This window comes from Rhodospirillales bacterium, assembly GCA_020638175.1.
Lineage (GTDB): Bacteria > Pseudomonadota > Alphaproteobacteria > Micavibrionales > Micavibrionaceae > JACKJA01.
The window spans coordinates 829006-847818 of the sequence record JACKJA010000002.1; the positions used below are offsets into that span (position 1 = coordinate 829006).

The following is an 18813-nucleotide window of genomic DNA, read 5'->3' on the forward strand; positions in this document are numbered from 1 at the left end:
CCCTGTTCTCTCTCTCTTATATATATGCCGTTATATATGCCGTCTAGCCCGGTCACTCCGGCGCCATAGCCGCCACATCAGCAAATGTTTTATATTCTTTTTCCCCGCGCCTTGGCCCGGGAGGATCCGGTTTTTTAAAGAACCGCTCCAGTTTCCCTTTCAATTTAAATAAGACAGATTTTGACATTATGCAAATAAAAAGCATCAAATCATAAGTATTTCTTATCCGGTTGAATATCTCGTGTATGGCGGCAATATTTCCATCTTCTCTGCGAACCAGAAAAACAAGCGCGCTCAGGGTCTCCCCGGTTTCTCTGGCAAGACGCCATTTGCTAACGTCATAGCCGGTTTTGAAGTGGTCATACATTAACAGCTCCGAGCGCAGCATCTGTATGTGATTGGACGACATATTGCCCGGATAAACCCGGTAGCCGATCAGGTAATAGGGCACGCAGACATAATCATGCTCATAGGCCAGCTGTAACTGGACCAGATAATCCTCGCAGCCTTGCGCACCGTTATTCCGCAGATGAGAGGCATATCCACCGACTTTGATCAGGGCGTCTTTCCGGACGGTTATTCCGCTGCCGTTACCGACAAGGTTTCTTTCAAGTTGTTTCAGGAAGACATTACCGGAAAAATCAAGAACAGATGATTTTCCCAGAACTTTTCCTTCTTTATCAATGACATGAAAGGGCGAGTACGCCACAGCGGTCTGTGGTCCGGCCGCTTCCAAAGCCGCGACATGCATGGCTATTCTTTGCGGATGCCAGAGATCATCGGCGTCCATAGGGGCAATGTAAGAACCCTGCGCCGCGGCAATCGCGGTATTACGCGCGGCGGCCACGCCGGCGTTCTTCTGGCGGATGATCTTGATGTTGTCATGCTTGTCGGCTATGGCATCCAGCAAGGCGGGCGTGCCATCGGTTGACCCGTCATCAACGATGATAATTTCCAGGTTTTTATATGTTTGCGCCAAAACGGAATCGATTGTCTCGGTGATCGTGGTTTCGGCGTTGTAGGCCGGAATAATGACGGTAACCAGCGAAGTGCTCATTTAAAAATTCCCTGCGCAAAAGGCGAATAACAAAAACCAGTGTTGATTAACGAAGATAATGTTATTGCGATAATGATAGGCTGAGCAAGGAAAATATAAGGCCGGGAGTATCCGAAGTCCTTTGTGGAAAAGGCCGCAGAAAAACTTGGCGTGATTTTACAAAACTGTTTATAGTCGGCTCATTCAGGTAATAAAACAGTGATACGAGGCCGTCGACATGAGTTCTGCCATGCAAAAGCCCTCTCGTCCCGGCAAGATGGGGCGTGATAATCAGGTAATCCAGTTGTTAAATCAACTGGGGACGCGTCTGGTCCGCAGCGAAAAAGAGCGCCGGGCTATGCAAAACATGCTGGCCGAGCACAAGGAAATGTTTGCCGATATGGAAGACCGCGCCATGTTGGGCGAAAAGGCCTATATTGGCCTGCAGAACCAGATTGCCAAACGTGAAAGCGCCGAGCGCGCGCTTTTGATTCGTCAGCAAAAGATGGAAAAAGAGCTTCAGGACAAATTCGAGAAAATTGAAAAGGCCGCGGCTCTTGCCGATAAAATCGAAGAGGCGATCGCCCAGCAGGCGCGCCTGAACCGCCGCCTTGATAAAATACATCAGGACAAAACCCGGATGATCCGCAAACTCGACCAGATCGAGGAAGTTGTGGCGGAAACCCAGGAAACCGTCCGGTCAGGCGCTTTGGTCACGATGGATGACGCCGGTAAAGACAAATCTGACGACGCGCCATGGTGGCAGCGCTCTTTTCATGTGCAGGCAATCGGCATGGCGGCGACGATTCTGGTTGCCGGTATTGTCGGGTGGAGCGCCAGCAGCTTGCAACAAAGCATGACGACCCGTGGCGCGGCCTCCTCCACCGTCGCGGCGGCAGAAACAGCAGAGAGCAATCCTGCGGCTGATTATGCGGACAATCGCGAAGCACCTGATGAAAACGGTTTAATCATTCCGGCGTTCTCAACGGTGGGCGCTTACGAAAATCCGGAAACGATGAGCGCGGAAGAATTACTGGCCGCGATGGCCGAAGACCCGGATGCGCTGGCTGCGAAGTTGAATGCCATCGAACCGGAAGCTGCCCCTGCGGTGGTGCCGGAAGAGCCGCAGGAAATAGCAAATCAGGGGACCGGGGAAAACGATGCGATCGAGCTGGCGGCCCTGACGCCGCAGGATAAAGTTGAAACCGCGCCGCCACCGCCGCCACCGGTACAACAGGCCGTCAAGCCGCCGACCCCACCGGCAAGGGACGCGGATATTGAAAAGTTTATAGCGGACCAGAAATCAGATACGCCCGTACGTCAACGGATAGCCGAGGATAAAAACCTGCCGGCGGTTATCAAGGAAATCGAAGCGAAAGCCTTGGACGGCGTGCCGGAGGCCCAGCATGATCTCGCGGCAATTTATACGGCGGGCCATGGCGGCGTTGCCGTGGATTACAAAAAAGCAGCGCAATGGTTCCGGGAAGCGGCCATCGCCGGGGTCGGCAACGCCCGTTATAATCTCGGCGTTTTGTATCATCAGGGACTGGGCGTCGACCGTAATGTCGACGAAGCCATCCGCTGGTACCGGGCAGCGGCGGCCCTCGGTCACCCGGAAGCGCAGTATAATCTGGGGATTGCCCATATCGAAGGCATCGGGGCTGACTATAACCCGCAGGTGGCCGCCCGGTTCTTTGAGCAAGCGGCCCAAAGCGGCATTATGGAAGCTGCCTACAATCTGGGCCTGATCTATGAAAACGGGCTGCTGGGAACACCCCAGCCACAGGAAGCCATGCGCTGGTACCAAAAAGCGGCGGAACAGGGCAGCCCGGAAGCCCAAATGGCGCTCGACCAGCTAAGCAAGGCAAACAAGCCTCCCGTGGATTTGCGTTCGGGCGCGGCGGTAGCGCCGCAGACCCGGAAAACGGCAGCAGCTCCGCCTGAAGCGGAGAATATTGATCCGGAAATTCTCGATGGTCTTCACATTCCCCGCAAATTATCCTCCGCCGATATGAGCGCCGCCCCGGAAGTCAGCAACAAGGAGCGGGCTGTGGTGGCGCAGATTCAAGAACAACTGGAGCGTTTTGGCCTGTATCCAGGGCCGGCCGATGGTATCATGGGCCCGCGGACCGAAGATGCTATTCGCAGCTATCAGGCATCCTATAACCTGACGCAAGATGGCCGTGCCAGCGAGGCTTTGCTGGTGCATATGCTGACCAGTGAACTGGATGCGGCGATGGGGGATGTCGGCTCGCGCGAGGAATGATCCGCTGCGATCAATAACGTTCCGGGCGATTTAGAAGGCCGGAAGCAATCCACCATTCCGGGTGGATTTTTTTTATGCGTGCGGCGGCGGCGATGGTTTCCGCTTCGGTGCCGAACAGGCCGAAACAGGTTGCTCCGGCTCCCGACATGCGCGCCAGAACGCAGCCCTCTTGTGCCGTAAGTATATCCAGAACGGATGATATCTCCGGCACCAGCTTGACGGCTTCGTCGGTCAGGCTGTTTTCCAGCCGTGCCAGATAAGAAATCAGATCGTTCGTTTTTTCGAACCGGGCGGGCCATGTGACGGGCGTGTGATACGGGCCGTGAAAATTCTTGAAAATAGTGGCGGTACTGCAGGGCTTTCCCGGATTGATGAGCAAAACAGGAACCTCCCCCATCGGCGGGGCGGGGTGAACGGTTTCGCCAATGCCGCTGACCAGCGCCGGACGGCAGGACAGACAGACCGGCAGTTCCGCCCCGAGAGACAGCAGCAGGTCTGTCAGGTCGGGAACGGATTGGGGGCGGGTATCCCAATGCTCCAATATGCCCCAGATTGCCGTCGCCGCATCGGAAGAGCCGCCGCCCATCCCGGATGTCAGCGGCAGGTTTTTGGTCAGGGTGATCTTGAAATCCGGCGTTCGGTTTAAGGCATCCGCCAGCTTGTATACGGCGCGGACAACCAGATTGGTGGAATGAGGCGCTGTACTTAACTCTTCGGCGGAAAACCCGCCGGCAAAGGGGCCGTCAACGGCAAAATCGAAGTGCGGCGCGGGGGTAATCGTAATCTCATCGCCGACATCGACAAACCCCATCAGGGAATCGAGCAAATGATACCCGTCGGCGCGCTTGCCGGTAATATGCAGGTAAAGGTTAACCTTGGCCGGGGCGAACAGGCGGCGGACAGGGGGAGAGGGAGTCATGATGCCAGACTCTAGTTCTTGGCCTGTTTGACATCAGGCTGAAGCCCGGTGCGCAGCTTTTCTTCGATCCGGGCGCGATCTTCATCGTTTTCGGCAAAATTCCGGGCGCGTTCCCACTGGAAACGGGCCTCCAGCCGCCGTCCGACTTGCCAGTAAGCATCGCCCAGATGGTCGTTCAGCGTCGCATCATAGGGCAACAACTCCACGGCGTTTTCCAACGGCGGCAGCGCCTCTTCATAGCGGCCCATCATATAGTAAACCCAGCCCAGCGAGTCGGCGATATAGCCGTCTTGCGGCTGCAGGGCAACGGCGCGCTTGATAAGGTCAAGGGATTCCTCCAGATGCATGCCCTGATCGGCCCAGCCATAGCCAAGATAGTTGAGCAGGAAAGGATGATCCGGTCGGTAAACCAGCGCCGCTTTCAAGTCGCGTTCGGCTTTGTCCCATGCGCCTTCGCGTTCATAAGCCATGCCGCGGGCATACAGGAGATGCCAGTATTTTTCAGGAATATCCGGGCCGATCGCATCGGCGGCGCGGTTGTAATACGTCAGGGCGTCGCCGTATTTTTCATCACTCCGATACAGGTCGCCGATCCGGATCAGTGATTCAATATCGTTATTCTCGGTGAAAAGACGGTTGAGCAGCTTCATGGCGTCATCCGTCCGTCCGGCCCGGGCCATCAGGTCTGCGGCCGCGCGCTGGGTTTCGACATATTGCTCGTGATCCGGCGGAATTTGTTCCAGATGAGCGATAGCTTCATCATACCGCCCGTCATGGGCCGCCGCATTGGCCAGCATAAAATGCACATCGCTCAGGTCCGGATTGAGCGCCAAAGCCAGTTGCGCAAACAGGCGGGCGCTGGTGGCACTGTTTTCGCGGTACAAAAGATCCGCCATGTCATACATGGCCAGCGCAGCCCCTTGCGCGGCATTTTCAATTTTGAGCGGCTTCAACAGCTTCAACAAGGCGTCCGGCCCCTTGGTCAGGGCGGCAATCTTTTTGCTGACTGAATCCATCTGCCCGTTTTGCAGGGCCGTTTGCTTGTAAATATCCATGGCTTTTTCGTAGTCGCCGGACAGGGCCAGCAAATCCGCCGCTCTTTCTGCCTCGAACGGATTTATCGAAGGGGCATTAAGAATAACGTCAATAGCGGCCCTGGCCTTTTCCTTGTCACCGAGCATCAGGGCCATAAGCGCAGCGTGGAAAGCATGGATCGATGTGGCATCGAACTTGTCCATATTCAACGTCCCTTGACCGGCTTCGGCCCAGTGCAGCAGCAAGGGCTGTATGTAATCGGTAATATCGCCGATCGGCATGGCCTTCAGGTCACGGACAGCCGTGTCCATATCGTCTTTCGTCATGGCATTGACGGCGACGATCATCAGGGCCAGCGCATTTTCCGGGTCGCGGTCGACCAGTTGTTGCGCCCGCTGCGCCGCCAGAGCCAGATCCCCATAACCGGTGGCCAGAATCATGGAGCGCTTAAGAAGCTCTTCGTTGTCAGGATCGAAGACCAGAAGCTGCCCCAGATGTTCGTTGGCGCTTTTCCAGTCATTTTCCGACTGGGCAAAATGGCTGGACAGAAATTCCCCGGCCATGGTTTTGCGGGGTTCCATATGAAGGAGCTGAAGGTTGGCCCGCGCCGCGTCGGTCATAGTCTGGCCGGTATCATCGCTCGTTGTGTGGTCGGACAGCGTCCGCACGCCATACGCCGTTCCTATTGCGGCCAACAATAAAACCATAAGAAAAATTTGACGGATCATGACGTTCCTTCACGCGTTTTTCGCAGATATCTAAAAAAAACAATTATAGCATAACTACCGGAATGGCCAGTGGCTTATGTTGATTTTATGGATGGATTTACATGTTGCCGTAATTCGGCCCGCCGCCGCCCTGCGGCACGGTCCAGTTGATATTCTGGGCTGGGTCTTTGATATCACAGGTTTTACAGTGGACGCAGTTTTGGGCGTTTATAACAAAACGATCCGATCCGTTTTCTTTTATTATTTCGTAAACGCCTGCCGGGCAATAGCGCTGCGCCGGTTCGTCATATTCCGGAAGGTTTTTTTCGATCGGTACGTTTTTATCTTTTAGTTTCAAATGACTGGGCTGATTTTCTTCGTGCATGGTGTTGGACAGGTTGACTGAAGACAGCCGGTCAAACGTCAGCGTCCCATCCGGTTTCGGATAGGCGATTGGCGCGCTGCTGGCTGCTTTTTCAAGCTGTGCATAATCGGCATGGTTTTTCAGCGTGCCGGGCAATCGCCACAGCCCCAGCGTTTGAAGCGCGGCATTCATCAGGCCGGCCCACAGCCCCTTGTGAAAGCCGGGGCGGATATTGCGGACCTTGTAAAGCTCCTGCCAGACCCAGCTTTCTTTCATTTTCGCGCTGTAAGCCGGGGCGTCGAGTGATTCGGCCAGTGCCTCCGCGGCGACCATTCCGGATTTCATGGCGGTGTGATTGCCCTTGATCTTGGGCACGTTCAAAAACCCGGCCGTATCGCCAATCAACAGTCCGCCGGGAAACTCAAGCGTCGGCAGGGACTGAATCCCGCCCTCGACCAGTGCCCGCGCGCCGTAAGCGATGCGTCGTCCGCCGGCTAATGTTTTGCGAATGGCCGGATGGGTTTTAAAGCGCTGCATTTCCTCGAACGGCGACAAATAGGGGTTTTTATAATCCAGCCCGATAACAAACCCGACATAGATCTGGTTGTTTTCGGCGTGATACATGAAACTGCCGCCATAGGTATCGTTATCCAGCGGCCAGCCAATCGTATGCACAACCCGCCCTTCGTCATGGTTTTCGGGCGGAACCTCCCAGATTTCCTTGATCCCCAGCCCGTAAGTCTGGGGATCGCTGTTCTTGCGCAGGTCGAATTTTGCAATCAGTGTCTTGGTCAAGGAACCGTGACAGCCTTCCGCAAACACGGTTTGCCGGGCGTGAAGTTCAACGCCAGGCTCGAAATTGGCCGTTTTTTCGCCATCCTTGCCGATCCCCATGTCGCCGGTCGCCACGCCTTTCACCCGGCCATCCTCGTGATAAAGAACTTCCGCAGCGGCAAAACCGGGAAATATCTCGACGCCCAGAGCCTCGGCCTGACCCGCCAGCCAGCGGCCCAGCAAGCCCAGCGACATGATGTAATTACTGTGATTGCTCATCTGCGGCGGAGTGGGGAGCCTGAACGAACCTTTCCGGGTCAGGAACAAAAAGTGGTCTTTTTTCGCTTTGACCGCCAGCGGCGCGCCTTTTTCTGCCCAGTCGGGGATCAGCTCGTCCAGCGCCCGCGTTTCAAACACCGCGCCGGACAGCAAATGGGCGCCGACTTCCGCGCCTTTCTCAAGGATACAAACGGATATGTCCGGATTGATTTGTTTCAACCGGATCGCGCAGGACAGCCCCGCCGGTCCCGCCCCGACGATCACAACGTCGTATTCCATGGCTTCACGGTCGGTGCGAATTGTATCTGGCATGCTCTTGATCCTCGGTAATTCTTGAGTCTTTTTACTTTATCCGATAATCCTAAAGAATCTTGGAAGAATAAGGAATAGTCTTTAAGCACATGCGCGACGCTCTTTTATCAGCACTGGAATGGCAAATCGAAGCCGGAGCCGATGAGGCACTGGCGGCAGAGCCGCTTGATAAAACAGCGTTGAAGCCTGCGCCCGCCTCGGAAGTAAAAAGCGCGGCAACAAAAACCAAAGCCGTGACGCCCGGAACGTCGTTTCCGGCGGTTTCCCCTGCGGCGTTGGGGGCGTCCGAGGCGCGCACCGAAGCCATTCGTCTGGCGCAATCGGCGCAGACGCTCGATGAATTGCGTGAAGCTATTGCCGGTTTCGAAGGGTTGCCGCTCAAGAAAACGGCAACCAATATGGTGTTTTGCGATGGTAATCCGAAAGCTTCCGTTATGCTGGTCGGCGAAGCGCCGGGCGCCGATGAGGACCGTCTGGGCAAGCCATTCGTCGGGGTGTCCGGGCAGCTTCTCGACCGTATCCTGAAATGTATAGATCTTGACCGGACGGCTGATGATCCGGCCAAAGCCGTCTATATATCCAATATTCTGAACTGGCGGCCGCCGGGTAACCGGACGCCCGCGCCGGGCGAAGTAGACGTAGCCCTGCCGTTTATCGAACGCCACATTGAACTGGTCCAGCCGAAAATCCTGATTCTGTGCGGCGGTGTGTCGGCCAAGGCGCTGCTGGGCAGCGGTGAGAGCATTTCACGCCTGCGTCGCCGCTGGCATGATTACCGGCCTTTGACACCGGGAATCACGAGCGCCGGCGCCATTCCGGCGATTGCTACATATCATCCCGCGTACCTGCTGCGTACCCCTTCGCAAAAACAGGCTGTCTGGCAGGATATGCTGACCATTCAGCAGAAAATAAAAGCCCTGTAGAAACGCGCCGGACAGCGAATCTGTTGATAACGCGGGATAACCGCGCCGGATTTTGTAGACTTTATCCACAAGATCGTTTATCCCATACGCGTTATGCGAAACATGATGAAAACCGGAATCGGGCGAAAGCTGGCGCTGCTGGCTGTTTTTGTCCTTGTTCCTGTCCATAATGCCGGGGCGGGGATGACGGTTCCACCTATACCGACGGTCAAGCCGTTGATGATAAATGAGGCCGCCGCTCAAGGCGGTGTCATTATTGAGCGCGCTTTGCCGTTGCCGCCGCGTAAACCTGATTTCGGGATGCCGGCCGTCGCGCAACTCCTTAATTTCGGTAAAGCGCCTGTTCCCAAAAAACGGCCGATCCCGGCGAAGGGTGCGCCTTTGTCCCCTCAGGATTCCCAGCTGTATCAAAAAATATTTTCGGCGCAGACGCGCGGCCAGTGGGATACGGCGGGCGCTTTAATGAACCGGCTTTCCGATCAGCGTCTACGCGGCTATGTGCTGTTCCAGCGTTATATGCACCCCTCGGCTTACAGCGCCACATTCGATGAATTGTCGGGATGGATGGATATGTATGCTGATCATCCGGGGGCGGACCGTATTTACAAACTGGCGTTGGCCCGTATGCCCGCGGATTACAAAGGTGCGTTGCGCAAGCCGGTAGAGGCGCGCGGCGGCAGCTTTGGCGGGTATCTTGATATTATCAATGACCGGGACCGGCCCTATAAATCAAAGAAAAGCCGGACAGCGGCACAACGTGACCAGATTATTGCCCTGTCCCGTGAAATCCGCCGCGACCTGTCGCGCAGCGCCCCGACGAATGCCTACAAGCGTTTGCTGGAAGACCCGCGCGGTAAACTTTTGGATACGGTGGAATATGACCGTCTGCAATCCCTGATCGCGCGCAGCTATATGCTGGAAGGCAAACTGGATAAAGCCATGGATATCGCACGGGTCAGCGCCCTTCGTTCCGGGACGCAGGCGCCGCAATCGGGCTGGGTTGCCGGGCTGGTATCATGGCGGCAAGGTGAATATGCGAAAGCCGCTCGTTATTTTGAGATCATGGCAGACTCGTCCTATGCTTCTCCGTGGACGGCGGCGGCCGGCGCATATTGGGCGTCGCGGGCGCATTTGCGGGCGGGCAATGTCAAGGCTGTCAGCCCATGGCTGCAAAAGGCGGCGCAAAATCCCCGTACTTTCTATGGTCTGATCGCTACGCGGGCATTGGGATGGGATTTTGATTTTAACTGGGATATACCTGAGTTTTCCGATAGCTACCGAAAGAAACTGGGGGGCAATCCGGCGGCTCAGCGCGCCATGCTTCTGGTGGCGGCCGGTCAATATCACCTCGCCGAGAGCGAATTGCGTAATGTGAATATCGTCGGCGATCAGGAATTACGCGTGGCCCTTCTGGCTTATGCCGAAAATACCGGCCTTCCGGCTTTCTCGATGCGGCTGGCGGAAAGCTATGCGCCGCCATCGGGCGGGCTGTATGATGCCGCGCTTTATCCGTTGGCGCCATGGACGCCCAAGGGCGGGTTCAAGGTCGATAGGGCATTGATTCATGCCCTGATCCGTCAGGAATCGCGGTTTAACCCGGCGGCTGAAAATGGCGGCAGCGGCGCTGTCGGCCTGATGCAGCTAATGCCGGCCACGGCCACCCATGTCGCCCGGACCCACGATTTCCGCACCGCTGATGGCCGCCATACGTTAAAAGACCCACAGGTCAATCTGGATATCGGCCAGCGTTACGTCGAGGAACTCTTGTATCAGGATCATGTCGGGACGGAATTGTTTTCGCTGCTGGTGGCTTATAACGCCGGGCCGGGAAACTTGCGCAAATGGAAGCGCGAACTGGCCTTTATGCAAGACGATCCGCTGCTCTTTATCGAAAGCATCCCGGTTGGTGAAACGCGAGTGTTTGTTGAGCGTGTGATGTCGAACTACTGGATTTACCGCCTGCGCCTGAAACAGGATACGCCCTCACTCGACGCTGTGGCGGAAGGCCAGTGGGCCCGCTACGTCCAGATGGATAGTCAGCGCTTCGCTGCTGTTCAGTAACCCTTATTCATTTAAAAGCGCCAGCGCTTGGTCTTTCAACGCCGGATCACCCAGCGCGATAATGCACCCGTCTGATTTCAGGCTCAGCGGCTGGCCGGCCCAGTCACATATCAATCCGCCCGCCTGATGGATAACCGGGACAAGCGCCGCAAAATCGTGCGGGGCCAGTCCGCTCTCGATAATCATATCAATATTGCCCGACGCCAGCAGGGCATAGGAATAACAATCCCCGCCCCAGACGGTAAGCGCGCATCGTTCGCGAATCCCGGCCCACATAGGCAGGTAGGCAGGGCTGGTGGTTGAAAAACAGGCTTCCTTCAGCGATGAACACGGGCGTGTCTGAACGGTCTGGCCGTTAAATGTTGTCTGGTGGCCCTCCGCCCCGACCCAGCGTTCTTTTGAAATCGGCTGGTCGACCACGCCTAAAACGGGAACATCGTCTTTACAAAGGGCGATCAAAGTGCCGAAAGTCGGGCGCCCTACGATAAAGGATTTCGTCCCGTCGATCGGGTCGAGCACCCATACATAGCCGTTCTTACTTTCCTTTATGCTGAATTCTTCACCCAGAATACCATCGTCAGGCCGTTCGGATTCAATGATTTCCCGCATTCTCTTTTCTATCGCACGATCGGCAATCGTCACCGGCGTTTCATCACTTTTGCTTTCAACTGAAAAGGGCTGACGAAAATACTGCCGGGCAATGATCCCGGCCTCGTCAGCCAGTTTGTTCGCCAGTTCAATCAATTCTTGCATAAATCCCCGCAATCACTATGTTATTAGGACTTAGCTAACATAGAGGCCGTGCATGAAAACCGTCAATGACATCCGCAGTGAATTTTTGAAGTTTTTTGAAACAAAGGGCCATACCATCGTGCCGTCAAGCTCGCTGGTGCCCCAGAATGATCCGACACTGATGTTCTCCAACGCCGGGATGAACCAGTTCAAGGACGTTTTCACAGGCAAGGAAACGCGCCCCTACAGCCGCGCGACAACGGCCCAGAAATGCGTGCGGGCGGGCGGTAAGCACAACGACCTTGAAAATGTCGGCTATACGGCGCGGCACCATACATTCTTTGAAATGATGGGGAACTTCTCCTTTGGTGATTACTTCAAGGAAGACGCCATTGCATTCGCCTGGGAACTGGTCACGAAAAATTTTGGCCTGCCGCCTGAAAAGCTGCTGGTAACGGTCCATAGCTCGGACGAGGAAGCCGCCGGGATCTGGAAAAAAGTCACCGGCTTTAACGATAACAAGATCATCCGCATTCCGACCGATGATAATTTCTGGCGCATGGGCGATACCGGGCCGTGCGGTCCCTGTACCGAAATTTTCTACGATCACGGTGAACATATTTTCGGTGGGCCGCCGGGAAGTCCCGATGAAGATGGTGACCGGTTTGTTGAAATTTGGAATCTGGTATTTATGCAATTCAATCAGATATCCGCCGACGAACAGGAAAAACTGCCCAATCCATGTATTGATACGGGAATGGGGCTGGAGCGTGTTTCTGCGATTATGCAGGGAAAAAGTGATAACTATGATATCGACCTGCTGCGGAAAATTATTGAACATAGCGCCGACCTGACGGGCGTCTCGCCGGAAGGGGACCAAGCACCGTCTCACCGCGTGATTGCCGACCATTTGCGCGCCGCCACGTTCCTGATGGCCGATGGCGTGATGCCGTCGAACGAAGGGCGCGGCTACGTTCTGCGCCGGATCATGCGCCGCGGTATGCGTCATGCGCACTTGCTCGGCGCGGCAGAGCCCTTGATGTACAAACTAGTGCCGACGCTGACGTCCCTGATGGGCGAAGCCTACCCGGAAATTCGCCGGGCCGAGGCACTGGTGACCGAAACCCTGCGTATGGAAGAAACCCGTTTCAAGAAAACGCTGGATAACGGGCTGCGTCTTCTGGACGAGGAAACTGAGAGGCTTTCCGCTGGCAAGAAATTTCCCGGCGATGTGGCATTTAAACTCTATGATACATTCGGATTTCCACTTGATTTGACGCAGGACGCCTTGAAAGCCAAGGGGATCGAAGTCGATAACGAGGGCTTTGAAACCTGCATGGAAAAACAGCGCGAACTGGCCCGCAAAAACTGGTCCGGTTCCGGCGACGCTGCCACGGAAAAGCTTTGGTACGATCTGCTCGACGAGTGCGGCGCAACCGATTTCCTCGGCTATAAATCCGAAGTCGCCGAAGGCCAGATCAAAGCGCTGGTCCATGATGGAAAACGCATTGACGAGGCCAAAACAGGTGAAGATGTCCAGATCATCACCAACCAGACTCCTTTCTACGGCGAGTCCGGGGGACAGGTCGGGGATATTGGCACCTTTAAAACGGTGAACGGTGACACGGTTAGCATTACCGACACCCAGAAAAAAGTGGGCAAACTCTGGGTTCATATCGGTAAGGTTACAAAAGGCGCAATCAAAAACGGCGATGCCGTGCAGATGATTGTCGATCATGAACGCCGCAGCGACATCCGCGCCAATCACTCGGCCACGCACTTGTTGCATGCCGCTTTGCGTGAACGTCTGGGCGCGCATGTCACCCAGAAAGGCTCTCAGGTTGACGACCAGCGCCTGCGTTTCGATATCTCGCATAACCATCCGATGACCGCCGAAGAAGCCGCCGCGATCGAAGCCCGTGTGAACGATGAAATCCGCGCCAACACCGACGTGGAAACGCGCCTGATGGCACAGGAAGAAGCAATCGAAGCCGGCGCCATGGCGTTGTTTGGTGAAAAATATGACGAAGAAGTCCGCGTCCTCACCATGGGCACGACCAGTCAGGATAGCGGCAAGCCGTTCTCTGTCGAGCTTTGCGGTGGGACGCACGTCCGCCGCACCGGGGATATCGGCCTGCTGAAAATCGTATCTGACAGTGCGCTGGCTGCTGGTGTCCGCCGGATCGAGGCGCTGACCGGGCGCGGTGCGCTGGCTTATCTTGAAGAACAAGACCGCCGCCTGCACGAAGCCGCCGAGGCCATCAAAGCCTCTCCGGCAGAACTGGTCGACCGGGTGAAGGCGCTGGCGCAGGAAAAGAAAAAATTGGAACAGCAAGTCTCCGAACTGCGCAGGCAAGTTGCCACGGGCGCATCGGGAGGCGGCAGCGCCAACGACGATATTCGCGATATTGGCGGCATCAAATTCGTTGCCAAGGTTCTGGACGGCTTCCCGCCCAAGGATTTGAAGCCGATGGCCGACGACCTGAAAGCCAGAATTGGCTCCGGCGTTGTCGCGCTGATTGCCACGAACGAGGGCAAAGCTTCGATCGTGGTCGGCGTCACCGATGACCTGACCGGCAAGATCAGCGCTGTTGATCTGGTGAAGGCCGGCGCGGCGGCACTCGGCGGGCAGGGCGGCGGCGGTCGTCCCGACATGGCGCAGGCCGGTGGCCCGGATGCAGGCGCTGCCAGCGATGCCGTTAGTGCTGTCGAAACCGCGCTGGCAGGCTAAGGCTTTCCCCTTAACCAATGTGATTGCATGTTAATGATTTTTCATTGACATAATGATGGCGCTTAACTATAAAGCACCCAAAATAATGACACATAATAGTTGGTAATGGAGAGAATGATGAGTGTGCAAAATATCCAGTACAATCCCGAAGAGATTCAAAATATTGTGTCCCGGCTGCAAGAAAAAAGTCTGGATAATGGTATAACGCTGACATCCCGCATAGGTGAATATAATGTGTCGGCTTCTTTGTCTCTTGGTGGTGGTCATCTGACATTTAAACAAACACACCCCAAAAGATATCTTGCCGAGGTAAAAGATGAGAGATCCGTTGTTTTCACCAAAGATGGTAATAATGGATGGTCTTTGGATGAAGTGTCTGCGGCGCCATGGGGAAATTGCAAAAACACTTTAAAAGCGCACAACATTGATCCGGATCATGAAAATATGTTGGGGCATGTCGAAGGTAAGCATCAAAGCTACAGGGCGAATGGCGAGCATTTATGTCCCCACAAAGAACAGCATCGTCTTGAGTTTTTGAAGGTTAGTCGGACACTCCCGTTTTTAGTCGATAATGGCTATCACAAGGATGAAGAGATTTTTGACAGCGTGATGAATAGCGCCCGCGCGCTATCCGACGTGCCTGTCAAGGAATGTTCTTATAAAGCAATCGGATTTATACCATTTGTCCCGGCGCTAAAACTGGCTTTCTAAAAAGAAATCCTCTCTTGCTCTTCTGATCTGACTGCGTTATAAGGCGCGCACGAAAAGATTCTACCGATAGCAAAAAAGGAATTTAACAATGGCGGTTCAACGCACTTTTTCGATTATTAAGCCTGACGCGACACGTCGCAATCTGACCGGCGCGATCAACAAAAAGCTGGAAGAAGCCGGTCTGCGCATCATCGCGCAAAAACGCATCCACATGACGCTGGAACAGGCTCAGGGCTTTTATGCCGTTCACAAGGAACGCCCGTTCTTTGGCGAACTGACCGAATTCATGAGCTCCGAGCCGGTGGTGGTTCAGGTTCTGGAAGGCGAAGACGCCGTAGCCAAAAACCGCGAAGTCATGGGCGCGACCAACCCGGCGGAAGCTGCCGAAGGCACGATCCGTAAGGAATATGCCCTGAATATCGGTGAAAACTCCGTTCATGGCTCCGACAGCCTTGAAAACGCAGCCATCGAAATTGCTTATTTCTTCAATGATGATGAAATCGTGGGCTAAAGAGCCGCAGTGAAGTGATTTGGAAAAGAGGGCCGTTCAGCCCTCTTTTTTTATGGTCACTGCGTTTCCTGCAGCCAGACCACCAGTTTTTCTTTTGATTGTTCATAGGAATTTTGCAGATCATTGATCTCTTGATCCGTGATGTTCTTTTCCGCTTTGGCTTCCTGCTCGATGGTTCTGGCGATGGCGCTGAGGTCTTTGAATCCGAAATTCCCGGCCATGCCTTTAAGCTCATGGATGCGGGCCGCGATGTTTTGCGTATCGCTCGTACTTTGTGACTCTTTAATAGCGGCCAGAAGCTCATCAGCTTTCTGGTAAAGGTCGTCCAGCAGGGAAATCAGCTTGTCTCGCCCGATATTCTCCCGCAAAAGGTTCAGCATGGGATAATCGAGCAAATTGTCGGTCGGCATCGCGGCCGCCATGTTTTCGTTATCGCCATCTTCGTCATCATCGGCCAGTTCCAGCGCTTCGGCGAAGCTGTCAAAATCAGGATCGTCAAGATCGCCCATATCACCCAGTTCGCTCAGGTCGGTATTCAAAATATAATCCCGCAGGGGCGATGTCTGGTTCATGGACTCCAGAGGATCATCCTCCACAGGACTATCCCCATCATCACTGGCGCTCTTTTCCTCCGTTTCTAACGATAAAGCGTCCGGCCCTTTGAGCAAGGTTTCTTCGTGATCGGGCTGTGGCGCAGGCGTGACCGGAGCCGTGGGGAGGGGCAAATTATCCATGTCAATGCCTTCGACGACAACCGGGTTAGGCAGACTGCCGTTGATAACGCGGTCTATAACCCGTTTCAGCATCTCCGGTTCGATCGGCTTGGGAACATGGTCGTTCATATTGGCGGCATAGCATTCGCGTCTATCGCTGTCACTGACGTTCCCGCTCAGGGCAATCACGGGCACGGTGGCCTTGGCCGGATCGGCCATTGCGCGAATGGCCTTGGTCGCCCCGATCCCGCTAATGCCCGGCAGGTGTATATCCATCAAAATCATATTGAACGGCTCTGTTTGCTCGATCAGGCTCAGGGCATCTTCACCGCTGCCGGATAACGTAACCTCGTGTCCCATCCGGGAAAGGAATTCCCGGACCAGCTTCTGGTTGATTTCATTGTCTTCGACCACAAGAATTTTCATCATCTGCGCCGATGTCTGGCTGGCCAGATTAAGACTTTTAAAGCTCATTTCCGCATTTTGTTCCTGCCCCTCTTTCAATGTCAGGGTGAAAAAGAACGTTGACCCTTCGCCTTCGGTGCTATCAATGGCAATGTGGCTGCCCATGGCTTCAATCAGCCGCTGGGAAATGGCCAGCCCCAGCCCCGAGCCCCCAAAGTTCCGGGTGATCGTTTTATCGGCCTGCGCAAAGGGATTAAACAAATTCGTTTGGGCTTCCGGGGCGATCCCTATGCCGGTATCCTCGACCGAAAACAAGATACGCTGCGTATGAGAAGACGAAACATCGTCGGTGCTCCCCGGCGCAGGTTTCACGCGGATAGTAACCCCGCCTTCTTTGGTGAATTTTACGGCATTACCGGCTAGATTCAGAAGCACTTGACGCAGGCGGATCGGGTCACCGACGACGAAACGGGGCAGATCTGAATCGATATCCGCCCGCAAATACACCTTCTTTGTGGCGGCATGGCCGGACATCAATGTCACAATGTCGTTAATCAGGCGGGGTAGGTCGAAATCAATATATTCAAGGTCAAGCTTGCCGGTTTCAATTTTTTCAAAATCCAGAATGTCGTTCAAAAGCGCCAGCATGGTATCGCCGGAATCCTGAATGGTCTGGACCTGTTGCCGTTGTTCCTGACTCAACTTGGTTTCTTTCAGCAACCGCACCATCCCCATGATCCCGGTCATCGGCGTGCGAATTTCGTGGCTGACCACGGCGAGAAAAGCTGACTTGGCGCGGTTGGCTAAATCCGCAATTTCCTTGGATTTCCGCATTTCACGGGCTTGCTGAAGCTCACGTTCCCGCAGCTCGTTCATAGCCGCCCGTTCATGATCGATCAGGCGCATCAGGCGGGTGTTTTCCTTTTCAATCCGTGTGGAGCGCAATTCATCCGACAGCTCGTTATTTTGGTTCTTTCCTTTATTCTCATACGGGTTTTGGTCGGCTTGCAGCCGTATTAATATAAAGACAGACGTGGCGAGCAAAATAGCTTGCGGGATCAAGGACCACCAATAAGCGTTAATCAGTAAGGGCGACGGCGGTAAAATCCCGGTCAGGGCCAGACCGGTGGTAACGGCCCCGGTTATCTGGATAAGCCAGCCAAAAGCCATAAGATAGGATTCGTGACGCCCCTCCAGCCCTTGGGAAAAAGCCAGAAGAGACAGGTAAACAAGCCCGCCCAGCGCCGGAAAGGCCATCAGAACAGGCCGGAAAATACTGGAATCCGGAAGGATCACGGCGATGACTAATGACAAAAGGATCAAGGCTGTCGCAACGCGCACGCTTCGTATCTGCGCTTGTTGTGTGGGGCTGAAGCTATAGAAATAGCGGCTGGCCCATATGGAGGAAATCACGATCAGGTTAAACAAAATACCCGGCATTTCCGACGTCAGAGGCGCATGGGACAACAGCAAGTCGTTTTGCGCATAAAACAAAAACAGGTGTAAAAGATAGTAAATAGCGATAAACGTGCAGGTCCCCAGCCGTGTGACCATACAGCTCCCCAAAAATATACCGGCCATAATAAGCAGGAAATACCCCAGCATGCGGGACGGCAAGAGGGGCGTTTTCTGGATCGCCAGATAGGTGTTGTCTTCAATAAGCTGCGGAACAAGGGTCGTTGGCAATCCCGGCTCCGGAATGACATAGAGCAGTATGGTTGTCTCTTCACCGCGCGGCAGATGCAGCGGTTTCGCCGTCGTCAGGTGCTTTTGAATGATATAGGGGTTTTGGGTAGAGGCCAGCGTATCGAGGATTTTCGTCTGGGTGCTGGTGTTGTAAATAACGATCTGGGCCAATGTGCCATAGCGGCCATCCAGATGTTGCCCGAACGACAACGTCCAGCCTTCGCGCCAGCTGCTGTTTTTAATGGTAAACAGAATCCAGTGGGGAGTCTTTGACAACGTGCCCAAAGACAAAATATTGCCGGTAACGCGGTAAGGCGTTTGTTGTTCCTGATATTTTTTAATGACCTGACGGGGTTTCATGCGTTTGTCGGGATCGGGCAGCACAAACATGTGCGGGGCGAGCTCATAGGTGTCTTGGCTGTCCTGAAGGACGAGAGGCGATATCTTGGCAGCATGACCGGGGAGCGGGCACAGCAAGATCAAGGCAGCCAGAAACAGGAGTAAACTTGCCTGCCAGAAGACAGGTAAGCGCTCGGATATAACGACGGTTGTTGGCCGACAGGGCCGCCCGGCATGGATATTCATCGCTTGTAACTCCCCCGTGCCACCGCGGGTTCGGGCGGCACCAGAGGTTATCATGCCCTGAAA

General features: G+C 54.7%; 12 protein-coding genes. 6 read left to right on the forward strand and 6 right to left on the reverse strand.

The genetic code is table 11. The features are described 5' to 3' along the window. Positions 1-52: 52 nt before the first annotated feature. Positions 53-1057 (reverse strand): glycosyltransferase family 2 protein, encoded by a 1005-nt coding sequence (locus tag H6868_04000; GenBank protein MCB9988482.1) that lies wholly within the window; start codon positions 1055-1057, stop codon positions 53-55. A gap of 217 nt (positions 1058-1274) precedes the next feature. Here H6868_04000 and H6868_04005 point away from each other — a divergent pair, with 217 nt between their 5' ends. Then, positions 1275-3302 carry an SEL1-like repeat protein gene (locus H6868_04005; protein MCB9988483.1) on the forward strand — a complete coding sequence of 676 codons (2028 nt, stop codon included), beginning with the start codon at positions 1275-1277 and terminating at the stop codon, positions 3300-3302. A gap of 10 nt (positions 3303-3312) precedes the next feature. Here H6868_04005 and H6868_04010 read toward each other — a convergent pair whose 3' ends face one another. The 3 genes from H6868_04010 to H6868_04020 all read right to left on the reverse strand — a co-directional run bounded on the left by H6868_04010 (position 3313) and on the right by H6868_04020 (position 7659). After that, positions 3313-4221, reverse strand: a complete 909-nt coding sequence (locus H6868_04010; GenBank protein ID MCB9988484.1) for a 4-(cytidine 5'-diphospho)-2-C-methyl-D-erythritol kinase — start codon at positions 4219-4221, stop codon at positions 3313-3315. 11 nt (positions 4222-4232) lie between these two features. Further along, positions 4233-5984, reverse strand: a complete 1752-nt coding sequence (locus H6868_04015) for a tetratricopeptide repeat protein (GenBank protein ID MCB9988485.1) — start codon at positions 5982-5984, stop codon at positions 4233-4235. Between the two features lie 97 nt (positions 5985-6081). Beyond that, positions 6082-7659, reverse strand: a complete 1578-nt coding sequence (locus H6868_04020) for an electron transfer flavoprotein-ubiquinone oxidoreductase (protein MCB9988486.1) — start codon at positions 7657-7659, stop codon at positions 6082-6084. 122 nt (positions 7660-7781) lie between these two features. On the opposite strand from H6868_04020, the gene H6868_04025 reads away from it, so the two are divergent. Together H6868_04025 and H6868_04030 are read left to right on the forward strand one after the other, a co-directional pair. After that, the gene (locus H6868_04025; protein ID MCB9988487.1) at positions 7782-8615 is read left to right on the forward strand and encodes a uracil-DNA glycosylase; all 834 of its coding nucleotides are present in this window, start codon (positions 7782-7784) and stop codon (positions 8613-8615) included. Positions 8616-8717: 102 nt separating this feature from the next. Further along, positions 8718-10676 (forward strand): lytic transglycosylase domain-containing protein, encoded by a 1959-nt coding sequence (locus H6868_04030; protein MCB9988488.1) that lies wholly within the window; start codon positions 8718-8720, stop codon positions 10674-10676. A 3-nt stretch (positions 10677-10679) separates the two neighbouring features. Here the strand turns inward: H6868_04030 and hisN are convergent, their stop codons facing one another. After that, positions 10680-11429 (reverse strand): histidinol-phosphatase, encoded by a 750-nt coding sequence (gene hisN / locus H6868_04035; GenBank protein MCB9988489.1) that lies wholly within the window; start codon positions 11427-11429, stop codon positions 10680-10682. 52 nt (positions 11430-11481) lie between these two features. Between hisN and alaS the strand changes: the two genes are divergently transcribed. The 3 genes from alaS (at position 11482) to ndk (ending at position 15361) form a co-directional block, all read left to right on the forward strand. Further along, positions 11482-14139, forward strand: a complete 2658-nt coding sequence (gene alaS, locus H6868_04040) for an alanine--tRNA ligase (GenBank protein MCB9988490.1) — start codon at positions 11482-11484, stop codon at positions 14137-14139. A gap of 105 nt (positions 14140-14244) precedes the next feature. Continuing rightward, complete coding sequence (locus H6868_04045) at positions 14245-14850, forward strand: hypothetical protein (protein MCB9988491.1); 606 nt, start codon at positions 14245-14247, stop codon at positions 14848-14850. Positions 14851-14938: 88 nt separating this feature from the next. Then, positions 14939-15361, forward strand: a complete 423-nt coding sequence (ndk, locus tag H6868_04050; GenBank protein ID MCB9988492.1) for a nucleoside-diphosphate kinase — start codon at positions 14939-14941, stop codon at positions 15359-15361. Positions 15362-15417: 56 nt separating this feature from the next. Here ndk and H6868_04055 read toward each other — a convergent pair whose 3' ends face one another. Next, the gene (locus H6868_04055) at positions 15418-18804 is read right to left on the reverse strand and encodes a response regulator (GenBank protein ID MCB9988493.1); all 3387 of its coding nucleotides are present in this window, start codon (positions 18802-18804) and stop codon (positions 15418-15420) included. Positions 18805-18813 lie beyond the last annotated feature (9 nt).